The organism is Archangium lipolyticum (assembly GCF_024623785.1).
GTDB classification, from domain to species: domain Bacteria; phylum Myxococcota; class Myxococcia; order Myxococcales; family Myxococcaceae; genus Archangium; species Archangium lipolyticum.
In genome coordinates this window covers 315,284-327,616 of record NZ_JANKBZ010000004.1, presented here as the reverse complement: position 1 = coordinate 327,616, position 12,333 = coordinate 315,284, and the positions used below count along the sequence as shown (strand labels likewise).

Below are 12,333 nucleotides of genomic sequence, written 5' to 3'. Positions count from 1 at the left end.
AATCGACGGCGCAGATCGTTTACCCTTCTCATGAGGGGATCGACGGGTCCAACCAGCATGCCCCTGGCGCTGTGCAATGCCGGGGCCCGATGTGCTGGTCACCGGTGCCCTCACAGGATGGGTCTCAGTCGAGAAAGCGGCGCTCCCACCTGCGCATGTCCTCCTGGGTGAAGCCACTCCAGGGGATTCGTTGCTGGTAGAGCCAGGGCTCCAGGACGCGTGCCAGTTCACGGTGGAGGGGCAGGTCCCGGCCCTGTTCGGTGTCACCCGCCTCGGGCGATTCCCCCAGGGTGACGACGGCTCGCTCGCCATCCATCTCCTGGACGGTGATGCCCGGAGAGGAAAGGCGGGTGCGCAGGCCAGCCGAGCCCCCCACCTCACCGAGCACCGGCTGACCCAGGAAGGTCAGCCAATGGGGTCCTCGTACGCGCGTGCCGATGCTCCAGGACACATCCATCGGCGAGCAGACGTCCATTCCCGGGTAGCGGAAGCACAACGAACGGAACTCCGGGGGCATGAACAGGAAGTTGAAGGCGGGGCCCGCGTGCCCGGAGTTGATGGGCAGTGGTGCGGCCAGCTCCAGCGCCAGCTCACGAACGTGCGCGGGTCCGTGCTCTTCCAGGTACTCGGAAGGCAGCCAGAAGGAGAGAGCACACACCGCATCCGGGTTGTCGACGAACAAGGGCGCGTCGAGTGACTTGCCGTGGTAATTGAGCTCGTACTGGCCAGCGCCGCTCGGAGTATCCCTCAACTTGAGGATGGGGCTGCTCTTGTGAAGCTTGTCGCGGACGTGTGTCCAACCCGTGGCATCGAGCTCCTGCCAGTCTCCCTCTGGGTCCACGTACCAGCCGAGCGCCCGCGGACCCACCGCGTGCAGGTACGTATCCAGTGAGTGCATGACCGCCGGGGCAATCTCCCTGTGGGAGCGGCGTATGTAGAAGCAGATGCTGAAGCCCTCGCGCACCACGAGCGCGCCATGCTCCGCGTGGAGCCTTATCTGGGGGATGCGAACCATCGGATGATCTTCCATATGGGGGCCACGAGGTTGGGCCCTACCTTCAGGCGCGTATTGTTCACCCTTCATGAGGGGTGACGTTGGACTGCTCCTCGAACAACCTTCTCACGAGCGACATGGCGTTCATGAGGGCATCGACGGGCCCAACCCCCATGACGCACTTGATGCCGGGGAGATATCCCTCGATGGCGAGAGGACAGTACCAGGCCCGGTCTTCCTCTCCGGGGAGTGGCTGAGGGCGTCCGACGAGGATTCTCGAAACCTTCGTACTCCCATCGCTCGCGGTGTAGGACCAGCGGTCCTCGGCGATGGGATCCTCGATGGTGGTCAGTTGAGGGCGCCAATCCTGCTTGCTCATGTCCAGGCTCGGTGAGGAGAGGAGGTGGGGCTTACGCGGCGGGACGGCGGCCCCGGGACCGCTTGGGCACGGAGCTGGCGGTGGCTTCGCGCTCGGCGCGAATGCGCTCCAAGAGAACCGAGGCGGGCTCGTCGTTCGGGTCCTGCGGGACGAGTTCGCCGCGAAACGCCTTACTGAGCATAGAGCTTTCCAGTGATGACATCATGCGCACTGCGTATGTGTGAGTCCTTTCGAGTGCGTTGATGTGCCCTAGTGCGGAGTTTAGGAGCCCTTCTATCTCGACTCTTTCTTCTGGTGGAGGAATTGGAATGGCTACTTCGGATAGAACCTCCAGATTGATGTTCTTTTGTGCCGTTGCCGGTGCAAAATCGGCGAGGTCCGACTTGATGGTTCGAATGAAAAGCTCAAGATATTCTGGGGACACGAGCCTGCTTTCAGTAATGACGCCAACGACGCTATCCGGAAAACAGGCGTCAATGCCAAGCACTGCTGTGTCAGCAATGTTGGCTGCGATGGTGATGCACACAGTTCCCTTGGGGAATAGACGGCTTTGAGCTAAGCCAAGTTCGCTGTAGCTTTGTGATGCCGAGTCGATACGACCGTTCGATTGGGCAACATCTCCCGTTTGGATGAATGGATATGGGCCATCGAATAGCCGTGGGTCGTTTCTGGGCCGGTGCTTGGATTTCCCACGAGCCACCTCTCCAAGCTCAGGCAGCCTTACCCATGACCATCCTTGAGGTATCTCGGGCAGTAGGCGGGTGTCTGGTGTGCTTGGTTCCTCGTACTTGTCTTTCCATGCATCATCTCTTGGGGCTTTCCCCTTTGACTGCATCTTCTTCAACTCTGCTTCTTCCCAATTGCGGCGGCGCTCGGCGCGGATGCGCTCCAGCAATTTGGACGCGGGCTCGATGTCAGGATGTTTCGCGCGCCAGTCCGCAGTGAGGTCGCCACGGAAAGCTGCTGCGAGCACCGACTGCCGGAATCGTTCTAGCAGAGTCGGGATGGCGTCCAGAGCTTCTTTGGCGCGGTGGCTTCGGGCCAGCAGAGATTCAAGCTTGGCGACGATGCGGCGCTGCTCGTTAAGAGGTGGAATATAGAGAGTCGTGTCTTCGAACTTGCCCTTGGTGATGTGCCCCAACCCGACCCCGCCATGGGCTTTTTCAATGAAGGTGTTGAGACGCTGATTGAGAGCAAGGCGGAAGAACTCTTTGTTGAGATGGCGCTCCTCTATGTGGACCCGGAAAATGTGCTGATTGAGTACAGCCCTCGGTCCCTTCCAGATGTGTGCTCCGAATGAGGTGCCCGGTGTGCCGGACCAAGCAAACAAAAGCTCGCCAGCATCAATGATGAATTTTTCTTCGACCTCTTTGTCGCAATAGTTGAATGAGCTGTCTGGCTCATTGAGGTTTTGGATACGGACGATGGGTAACCCTGATTTTGCCCATTCGGTGGGTTTGAATGCTCGCCCATTGATGAGATGACAAAGGTCGCTGATAGGGGCTTCGCTCCAGCCGGGCGGGATGTAACTGCTTTTCATGTTCCGACATCCTCACGTCCCAGCAGTGCACTGAGTGCATCAATCTCCGCAAGGGCCACCTGCAACTGTTCCCGAAGTTCCACTGCAATCACCTCCGGCTGGGGCAGGTCATTCGCGCTCCCCTGGCTCTCATCGCGTAGCCAGGAAATATCCAGATTGTCGCCGCGATCCCGAATATAATCGCGAGTGTATTTCCGGAGCCGTCCCTCCTCTCCCTGATCTTTTCGCTTGCTCTTCCCATGGGGGTTCTCGCCGAATGCCTCCTCGAACTCCCGGAAGTGCTTGCGGGTCAGCGGCGTGCGCTTGCCGAACGATGGCATGTTGGCGCGCAGGTCGTAGAACCACACCGCCTTCGTGTTCCCCTTGTCCGTCTGCCCGCGCGTGAAGAACAGCACGTTCGTCTTCACTCCTTGCGCGTAGAAGATACCCGTGGGTAGCCGCAGCACAGTGTGCAGGTCGCACTTGTCCATCAGGTCCGCCCGGATGGCCGCGCCCACGTTGTCCTCGAAAAGGACGTTGTCCGGCACCACCACCGCCGCCCGACCGCCCGGTTTCAGTCCCCGATAAATGTGCTCCAGAAACGCCAGCTGCTTGTTCGAGGTGGGAAAGGTGAAGTCGTCGCGCGTGGGCCGTCCGCCGCCCTTTTTCGTCCCGAACGGCGGGTTGGTGAGGATGACGTCCGCCGGAGGCAGCGCCGCTCCTTGTGGGGAGAGCGTGTCGCCCAGTCGCAGGTCACCCTCGATGTCGTGGAGCATCAAATTCATCAGCGCCAGCTTGCGCGTGTCCGGCACCAACTCCATGCCGTAGAAGGCCTCGTGCTTCTGAAAGCGCTGCTGCTTCTCTGGGAGGGTGAAGAGGTCGTCCGTCTGGTCCTTCACGTACCGGTCCGCGGCGATGAGGAAGCCGCCGGTACCCGCCGCCGGGTCCTGCACGCGCTCGCCGGGCTGGGGTTTCACCAGCGCCACCATGGACTCCACCAGGGGCCGGGGGGTGAAGTACTGGCCCGCGCCGCTCTTCACCTCGGTGGCGTTCTTCTCCAGCAGGCCCTCGTAGAGGTCGCCCATGTGCTCGCGGGTCTCGCTGTACCACTGCAACCCGTCGATGTGCCTGACCAGCTCGGTGAGCGTCTTGGGCTGGCGCAGCGTGGTGGAGGCATCCGTGTAGATGTCGCGCACGCGCGGCGAGCCCAGGGCACTCAGGTTGAGCAGCAGGCGCTTGTAGAAGTCGAGCTGCTCCATGCCGCTCTTCCCGGCGAGGTCATCCCAGCGCTGGCCCTTGGGCAGCACGTCCTCGCGCCCCGTCTCCTTCAGCATCTTGAGGAAGAGCAGGTAGGTCAGCTCGGTGACGTACTGGTGGTAGGTGACGCCGTCCTCGCGCAACAGCGAGCACAGGTTCCACAGCTTCTGGACGATGTCGTTCGTCGTCTGCATGGGCCTCTCTCCGGAAGCCCTTCGTACCCCAGGGAAGCGGGTCTCCCAAGCGCCACCGCGTGAACCGAGGCGGGCTCGCTCGCATGGCCCTCCTCATGCTCTTCCGGGTACGCGGAAGGCAGCTACAAGGAGAGCACTCACACCGCATCCGGGTTGTTGACGAACAAGGACAAAACCCTCACCCCGGCCCTCTCCCAGAGGGAGAGGGTGGTCAGGCAGCTGGGCTCCAGACGTTGTCCGCCAGCTCTCCGAGCACCTGCTCCAGCTTGCCTTCCATCACCTTGTCCAGCGCGGCCCAGCCTCCGTGGTCCTTGAAGGCCGGCGCTGAATCGAAGATCTGCCGGTCCAGCACCACGTTCGCCGTCAGTTGCTGGCCAATGCGCCGCAGCCACTGCTTCTGCGGTGGTTCCCACTGCCGGCTCGCCAGCACCTTCTTCATCGCCCTCTCCACCCGCTCCGCGTAGGGCACCAGCGGCTCGCCCAGTGCCTGCTGCCGCACGAAGCCGATGATGGTGGCGGCGATGTCCTCGTTCTTCACTTCCCGCCACGCGGATTGGAGCTGCGGCTCGGTGTAGCCCGCCGTGTCCAACGCCAGCTTCAGCTCCTTGAGTGCATCGCGCGTCAGCTCGCGCGGGCGTTGTGTCACCACCAGCAGCGCTGGCAGCTTGTTCGCGTTCTCCTTCACGAACCGCCCGAAGCCCTCCAGGTAGTCCTCGGGGCGCTCACGGCCCTCGCCATAGCCCCGGGTCAGGGACTTCAGCGCGTCCGCGTGCTCGGAGATGTAGACGCGTGATTGGTCTCCGTTGCCCGTGGTCCGGTCCAACAGCTCCGCCACCTGGGAGTGCGCGGTGAACCACTCCGCCGCCTCCCGGGGCGAGGCCGCCTTCAGCGTCTCGAGCACCTCGTCGACCGGCGCGCCCGCGGCGGCCTCGAACAGCTCCGCGTGACGCTCACGCAGCGCCTTCTTCTTGCGTTGGAGCTTCGCCAGGAGCTGGTCCAGGACCACGCGCTTCCACGCGTCATCCGCCTGCCCCTGGAGCTCCTGCGCGAGCTGGGCGAAGGGGATGTGCGGTTGCACCACCACCGGCTTCATCGCGGAGTACGGCTGGAGTGTTTCGTATAGGTCCACCGCGTCGAAGATGCGGAAGCTCTCCTTGACCGTACCTTCCGTCTTGAAGTCGTACAGCCGCGTGGCGCGGCCCAGCATCTGCTCGTAGAGGATGCGGCTCTTCACCCGGCGCACGAAGACGAGGTTGCAGATGGAGGGCACGTCGATGCCCGTCGTCAGCAGGTCCACCGTCACGGCGATGGAGGGCTGGCGCTCGTTCTTGTACCGGCGGATCTGCTCGTCCACCCGGTCCGTCTTCCCGGTGATCTTCATCACCGCGTTGCTGTCCACCTCTCCATAGCGGGCCGCGAGCGCCTCCTGGAGCACCTTCACCATCAGGTTCGCGTGCTGCTCGTTCACGCAGAAGACGAGCGTCTTGCCTTCCAGCCGGGGGTCCACGTACTGGGCCACCACACCGGCCACCACGCGGTTGAAGGGCTCGGTGATGACGCTCCGGTTGAAGTCCTCCACCTCGAAGTTGATCTCATCCGGCAGGCGGAACAGCTCCAACTGGGTACCCGTGACGAGCGTGGGCACCTCCTCGCCAGCCTTGAAGGTGATGCCAGCCTCGCTGCGCTCGGTGGAGATGCGGATGGGGGGCTCGTGGTCCACCAGCCATCCGTCGATGACGGCCTGCCGGTAGCCGTACTGGAACACCGGGGAGCCGAAGATCTCCTGGGTGTGCAGGGCTGGGGTGGCGGTGAGGCCGATCTTCACCGCGTCGAAGTACTCCAGCACACGGCGGTACTTGCTGAGGTAGTCGTCCTGGTCACGGAAGGTGAGCTCCCCGTCGGACATCTCCCGGTCGAGCGTGTAGCCGCGGTGGCACTCGTCCACGACGATGCAGTCGTACTGGGAGACGGCGGGAGGCGGCTCCCCCTCGGACGGGGAGAGGACGCGCTTGAGCAGGCCCTGGACCGTGGCGACGTGCAGCCGGGTGGTCTCGTCGGGGGAGATGTCCTTCATCTCCTTGAGGCCGTAGATGGTAGCGAAGGTCTGGTGGCCGTCGATGAGCTCCGTCTTGAAGGTGTCCGAGGCCTGGTCGCCCAGGGCGCTGCGGTCCACGACGAAGAGGATGCGGCGGAAGCGGTTGGACTTCACCAGCCGGTAGACGAGTCCCAGGCAGGTGCGAGTCTTGCCAGTGCCGGTGGCCATGGCCACGAGGCAGGCGCGGCGGCCCGTTGCGAGCGCGTCCTCGATGGCCTGGATGGCGCTCTTCTGGTAGTCGCGCAGGCGCAGCGAGGGCAGATCCACGGGCTGCTCGCGCAGCTGCTTCTCCGCCGCCTCGATGTCCTGCTTCAGCAGATCCATCAGGCCCTGGGGCGAGTACCAGCCGGGGAGGGCACGAGGCAGGTTGGCTGGGCGGCGCACGTCGTGGAACCAGATGCCGCTCTTGGTCTCCAACTGCTTGAGGTAGGGGCGCCCGTTGGTGGCGAAGAGGAAGGGCAGTTGGCTGGTGCCCCAGGGCCCACCCGGGAGCGTCGCGTCCCCCGTGGGGGCGAAGGACTCGGCGTAGCGGCGGGCCTGCGGCAAGGCACCGGAGACATCCGTGCGCCAGCGCTTGGCCTCCACCACGGCCACGGCCTGGAGTCCGGCGAAGAGGACGTAATCGGCGCGGCCGTTGCCGGTGGGCCACTCGGAAATGGCCAGGTTGCGGCCAGCCACGGGACGGGCACCGCTCTCGTGGGTGAGGCGCTCCGAGTCCACCTCCCAACCGGCCTCGCGCAACTGGGCATCGATGAGGCGGCGGGTCTCGGCCTCGTCCAGCTCCAGCTTCTCGCCCGCCTGGTAGGACGCGGCGGCCAGCAGCTTGAGGGCCTCCGGCGGCTGGGCGGCGGCTTGGGTCTGGAGGGTATTCAATTCCTCGACGAGCCGCTTCTCGGCCTCCTCGGCGAGTTGCTGCCAGACAGCACAATCCTCGGCATCCCGCCGGGCGCGCTCCTCGGCGTCGAGCCGGCGGCGGGCCTCGGCCTCGGCGGCCGAGCGGGCCGTCTCCGCATCGAGTTGGGCGGCGTTGAGCGCGCCGCGCAGGCGCTCCAACTCGGTGGCGAGGGCCCGGTTCTCCTGGGCGGGGTCCGGCGGGGGGATGAAGGGGCCGGGGTTGAATCCTGACACCTTGCCAAAAGTGCCGTGGAACCAGATGGCGAGCTGCCGGGCCAGCTTGAGGAGTTGGAGCGCCTCTTCGTGGCTGGCGGTGAAGTCATGAACGGCGTCGTTGCCGCCCTTGCGCAGCTCGTGGAGCATGCTCCGCACCTCGGCCGAGAGCGCATTGTACGGGGGCGAGGCGAGCTTCTCGATGAGCTCGAACTGCCGGAGGTTGTCCCATCGGATGCCCAGGTGGGCCGCTGCCCGCTGTGCCAACCGCTCGCCGAACTGCCGCAGCTTCATCAAGCTGGTATTGGGGTCCTCCACGAAGTAGCGCTCGGCCTGGGCGCCGAGGGCCACCAGCAACGTGTCGTGAGCGGAGAGGAACTGGAAATTCGACGAGGTAGGTGCGGCCATGGGCAGACACGCAGCCTAGCCGAAGGGCCGGGAAATCCGCAGGTTGGTGGCCAGACAACCCACCACGGTGTACCCAGGACGGCAAACCCAAGGGGCAGGCGGCCGAGAAGGCGTGCGCGGTGCGGCCCCAGAGGCTATAGGTCCAGGGTATGACCGACGTCTCCACCGCGCGGGTCGCACCCGCAGTGTTGCCAAAACCCAATGACCCGTGCTGGTGCGGCAGTGGCACCAAGTACAAGAAGTGCCATCGGGGCGCGGACTCCGTCGAGGCACGCAAGCGAGGGCCCGAGGCCCGCTCGCGGGGCATCCGGCCGGGCGTCATCAGCCCCATCCGCACCGTCCCCGCCCACATCAAGCGCCCCGATTACGCGGTCTCCGGGCGGCCCGGCCGCTTCTTCCCTCCCTCCGAGGTGAACAGCGCCGACGTCATCGCCCGCATGCGCCGCGCCTGTAAGGCCGCCGCCGAGGTGCTCAACGCCGCGGCCGCCCATGTGCGCCCCGGCATCACCACCGATGAAATCGATGCCATCACGCACGAGGAGTACATCAAGCGTGGCGGCTACCCCAGCACCCTCAACTACCACGGCTATCCCAAGTCCCTCTGCACCTCCATCAACGAGGTCATCTGTCACGGCATCCCCGATGACCGGCCGCTCGAGGACGGGGACATCGTCAACCTCGACATCACCATCTTCCTGGATGGGGTGCATGGGGACTGCTCGGCCACCTACTTCGTGGGCACGGTGGACCCCGAGAGCGAGCGTCTGGTGCGCGTCACCCGCGAGTGCATGATGCTCGGCATCGAGGCCATCAAGCCGGGCCGGCCCATCAGCGACATCGGCAAGGCCATCGAGGCCCACGCCACCCAGCACGGCATGGGCGTGGTGCGCGCCTACTGCGGCCACGGTATCGGCGAGCGCTTCCACACCTCGCTCCAGATTCCCCACCACTACGACCCCGAGGCCAAGACGATCATGGAGCCCGGGATGATCTTCACCGTCGAGCCGATGATCACGCTCGGCCACTGGCACCACCGGGTGTGGGACGATGGCTGGACGGCGGTGACGGCGGATGGCTGCCGCACGGCCCAGTTCGAGCACACCATCCTGGTGACGGACACGGGCGTGGAAATCCTCACCGTGGCCTGAGCCGTGGCAGGCGCACGGTGAAGGTGGTGCCCTCCGCCTCGGTGGAGCGCACCTCCAGCGTGCCGCCGTGGCCCAGGACGATGCGCCGGGTGATGAAGAGGCCCAGCCCGAGGCTTCCCTGGCGCGCCCCCGCCTCCGGTCCCCGCCGGTACGGCTCGAAGAGGCCCGGCAACACCCCGGCGGGGATGGGGCGCCCCTCGTTGTGCACCTCGAGCAGCACGCTCGAGTCCTCGCCCCGGGTGGACACCCGCACGGGCGTGCCCCCCGGCCCGTGCTGGAGCGCGTTGCCCACCAGGTTGGTCACCACCTGGGCCAGCCGGTCCCCATCCCATTCTCCCCGGCCGTCTCCGCTGGAGTGGAACACGATGCGCCGCTCGGGCCAGGCGAGCCGCACCTCCTTCACCACCCGCAGGATGTGCTCGTGGAAGTCCATGGGCTCGCGGTGGACGGGCAGGCCCCGGGTGCGCGCCTGGTGGAAGTCGAGCAGGTCGCGGATCATCCGGCTGGCCCGGTCCGCCGCCGCGTGGATGCGGCGGGCCGTCTTCGTGGTGCGCGCGTCCACGTCCTCGCGCTCGAGCAGGGTGGTGGCCGACAGGGCGATGGCGTTGAGGGGCGTGCGCAGATCGTGGCTGACGATGGCCACCACGTCCTCACGCACCCGGATGGACTCCTGGGCCTCCTGGTAGAGCCGCGCGTTGTCGAGCGCCATGGCCGCGCGATCCGCCACGCCCCGGGCCACCTCCAGATCCGACGAGGTGCACGTGGGGCGCGGCCGGTTCCAGATGAAGTTGATGACGCCGAGCCTCCGGCCCCGGGCCACCAGGGGCATGAGCAGCAACGACCTCGGGGCGAGCTGCTCCAGGAGCTCCCGGTGCTCCGCGTTGAAGGCGTGGGCATCCAGCCACTCGGGGGTGATTTCTGGCACGGCCAGGGGCTCGTCCCGCTCCAGGAGCCGGGTGAAGGCGTGGGACTCGCCCGTTCCCGGTGAGTGGAGCCTCAAGCGTTGGAGGATGGCATGCCGCCGCGGATCGCCCGTCGCCATCTCCTGCCGGTGGATGTGTCCGTCCTCGCCCACCAGGTACACCAGGCAGTTGTCGGCCAGGTGGGTCACCACGAGCGAGGCGATGCTCCTCAGGGTGGTGGGGACGTCGAGGGACTGGGACAGCAGCGTCCCCAGCTCGACGAACAGGGCCTGTGCCTTCTCGGCGCACTTGCGCGCGGTGATGTCGCGCGTGATGCAGGTGAAGAAGCGCCCCTGGGGCAGGCGCATCTCGCTCGTGGAGAGCTCCAGGGGGAAGAGGCTCCCGTCCTGGCGCCGGCCCCGCACCTCGCGCCGGGTGCCGCGCGTCCCCGGCTTGTGTTTGGTGCGCGGGTGGAACCCGGGCACCAGCTGGTGGATGTCGCGGCCGAGGAGCTCCTCGGCCGGATGGCCGAAGATGCGCTCCGTGGCCGGGTTGAGGCTCTGGATGCGGCCCCGCTCGTCGAGGGTGAGGATGCCGTCCGCCGCCGTCTCCAGGATGGCCTGGAGCCGTTGGGTCGTCGCGCGCAGGGTCTCCTCGGCCCGCCGCCGCGCGGTGATGTCCCGGGTCATCTTGGCGAAGCCTCGCAGGTGGCCCCGCTCGTCCCTCAGGGCGGTGAGGTGGATGTCCGCCCAGTATTGGTGGCCATCCTTGCGCAGCAGCAGGGCCTCCGTCCGGTAGTGTCCCTCGGTGGCGGCGATGCGCAGGGCCTCCTCGGGCACCCCGGCCTGCACGTCCCCGGGGAGATAGAAGAGGGAGATGGAGCGGCCGAGCACCTCCTCCGCCTTCCAGCCCTTGATGCGCTCCGCCCCGGGATTCCAGCTCGCCACGCGGCCCTCGGGATCCAACATGAGGATGGCGTGGTCCTCCGCGCCCTCCACCAGCAGGCGGAAGCGCTCCTCGGTCTCGTCCTCCGCGCGCTTGCGATCCGTGATGTCCAGCACCGAGGTGCCCACCAGGAAGACCTCGCCGGCCGGGTTGCGCACCGGGTAGTGGCTGACGAGGTAGTGGCGGAGCCTTCCACCCTCTCCGGCGGGACGCCCCGTCACCTCGTAGTCGAGAAGGGGCTGCCCCGTGTCCAGCACCCACTGGTGCAGGATGGGCAGGCTGGCGTCCAGGGCGGGAGCGAGCTCGTACAGGGTGCGGCCCAGGGCCTCCTCCATGGAGACACCGGTGATGTCCGCCAGGAGCCGGTTGATGCGCACGTAGCGCATGTCCTTGTCGACGAAGCACAGGCCCACCGGGGCATTGGTGAGCAGGATGTCCACCAGCGCCCGTTCCTCCTCGGCCCGCCGGCGCGCGCGCACCAGCTCCGTCACCTCCACCCCCTGCGCGAAGATGCCGGTGATGCGTCCGTCCCGCCCGGTGATGGGGTGGTAGGTGGTGTTGAAGAAGCCTTCCTCCAACGTGCCGTCCCCCCGCCGGTCCCACCACAACGGCACCTCGTTGCCCACGTAGGGCTCGCCCGTGCCGTAGACGTGGTCGAGCAGCTCGAAGTAGCCCTGGCCCTCGACCTCCGGGACGGCCTCGCGGGCGGGCTTGCCCAGTACGTCCCGGGCGCCGAAGAGCTGGGCGTAGAGATCGTTGGTCAGGGTGATGACATGCTCGGGGCCCTGCATCAAGGCGATGGCGGAGGGGGCCTGCTGGAAGAGGGCGGCCATGCGCTCGTATTGCTCCTCGGACTCGCGCAGCAGCCGGGCCTCGGCTTCCCTGTGCGCGGCGAGCTCCGTGGAGAGCGCGTCCACCGCCTCGGTGATGCCGTGGATCATGAAGGAGGCCAGGGTCCGGACCTCCGCCAGGGAGAGATGCGTGCCCGTCTCCGCCACCGAGTCGAGGATGCACTCGTGCAGCAGGCCGTACTCCCGCACCAGCGCCGGCAGGTCCACGCCGGGGCGGGGGTGTTGGCCACCGTGCGCTCGAAGCTCGGGGGCGCTCTGGTGCAACTCCTCGGTCAGCTCGTGGAGGTAGCCCTCGGCGTGGTCCTCCAACATGCACCGCGTCTGGGGAGTAGGCGCCAGGCTTCCGCTCAGACGCTCGACCCAGTGGTGGATGATGTCTTCCCGCCGGGCCTCCAGCATGTCCGCCAGGGTGGTGGGCGAGGACATGGGCCAAGGCATCTCGAGGTTCACGGCGGCTCTCCTCCCCCTGCGGCGAGAACGGATTCCCCTTCAAGACACCCGTTCCCAGCCCCATAGTCCCCGTGTCAGGGATGC

The 12,333-nt window shown here is 66.3% G+C and carries 7 protein-coding genes; 1 reads left to right on the top strand and 6 read right to left on the bottom strand.

What is annotated here, in order from left to right:
- Positions 1–124: 124 nt before the first annotated feature.
- The 5 genes from NR810_RS11585 to hsdR all read right to left on the bottom strand — a co-directional run bounded on the left by NR810_RS11585 (position 125) and on the right by hsdR (position 7,953).
- Positions 125–1,015, bottom strand: coding sequence for a DUF3396 domain-containing protein (locus tag NR810_RS11585; RefSeq protein ID WP_257451381.1), 891 nt, complete (start codon positions 1,013–1,015; stop codon positions 125–127).
- 58 nt (positions 1,016–1,073) lie between these two features.
- The gene (locus NR810_RS11580) at positions 1,074–1,373 is read right to left on the bottom strand and encodes a hypothetical protein (protein WP_257451379.1); all 300 of its coding nucleotides are present in this window, start codon (positions 1,371–1,373) and stop codon (positions 1,074–1,076) included.
- Between the two features lie 31 nt (positions 1,374–1,404).
- Positions 1,405–2,913, bottom strand: coding sequence for a restriction endonuclease subunit S (locus NR810_RS11575; protein WP_257451377.1), 1,509 nt, complete (start codon positions 2,911–2,913; stop codon positions 1,405–1,407).
- The gene (locus NR810_RS11570; protein WP_257451375.1) at positions 2,910–4,343 is read right to left on the bottom strand and encodes a class I SAM-dependent DNA methyltransferase; all 1,434 of its coding nucleotides are present in this window, start codon (positions 4,341–4,343) and stop codon (positions 2,910–2,912) included. The genes NR810_RS11575 and NR810_RS11570 overlap by 4 nt, the downstream gene beginning before the upstream one ends.
- A gap of 211 nt (positions 4,344–4,554) precedes the next feature.
- Positions 4,555–7,953: a type I restriction-modification system endonuclease gene (hsdR, locus tag NR810_RS11565; RefSeq protein WP_257451373.1), complete on the bottom strand. Its 3,399-nt coding sequence runs from the start codon at positions 7,951–7,953 to the stop codon at positions 4,555–4,557.
- A 149-nt stretch (positions 7,954–8,102) separates the two neighbouring features.
- Between hsdR and map the strand changes: the two genes are divergently transcribed.
- A complete protein-coding gene (gene map, locus NR810_RS11560) occupies positions 8,103–9,101 on the top strand; it encodes a type I methionyl aminopeptidase (protein WP_257451371.1) in 999 nt (332 codons plus the stop codon).
- On the opposite strand, the gene NR810_RS11555 is transcribed toward map, so the two are convergent.
- The gene (locus NR810_RS11555) at positions 9,088–12,249 is read right to left on the bottom strand and encodes a sensor histidine kinase (RefSeq protein WP_257451369.1); all 3,162 of its coding nucleotides are present in this window, start codon (positions 12,247–12,249) and stop codon (positions 9,088–9,090) included. The genes map and NR810_RS11555 overlap by 14 nt on opposite strands.
- Positions 12,250–12,333: the final 84 nt, after the last annotated feature.

Bases quoted from the DNA above. Each gene is read 5' to 3' on its own strand.
- NR810_RS11585 (WP_257451381.1), bottom strand. From the start codon at position 1,015: ATGGTTCGCATCCCCCAGATAAGGCTCCACGCGGAGCATGGCGCGCTC.
- NR810_RS11580 (WP_257451379.1), bottom strand. From the start codon at position 1,373: ATGAGCAAGCAGGATTGGCGCCCTCAACTGACCACCATCGAGGATCCC.
- NR810_RS11575 (WP_257451377.1), bottom strand. From the start codon at position 2,913: ATGAAAAGCAGTTACATCCCGCCCGGCTGGAGCGAAGCCCCTATCAGC.
- NR810_RS11570 (WP_257451375.1), bottom strand. From the start codon at position 4,343: ATGCAGACGACGAACGACATCGTCCAGAAGCTGTGGAACCTGTGCTCG.
- hsdR (WP_257451373.1), bottom strand. From the start codon at position 7,953: ATGGCCGCACCTACCTCGTCGAATTTCCAGTTCCTCTCCGCTCACGAC.
- map (WP_257451371.1), top strand. From the start codon at position 8,103: ATGACCGACGTCTCCACCGCGCGGGTCGCACCCGCAGTGTTGCCAAAA.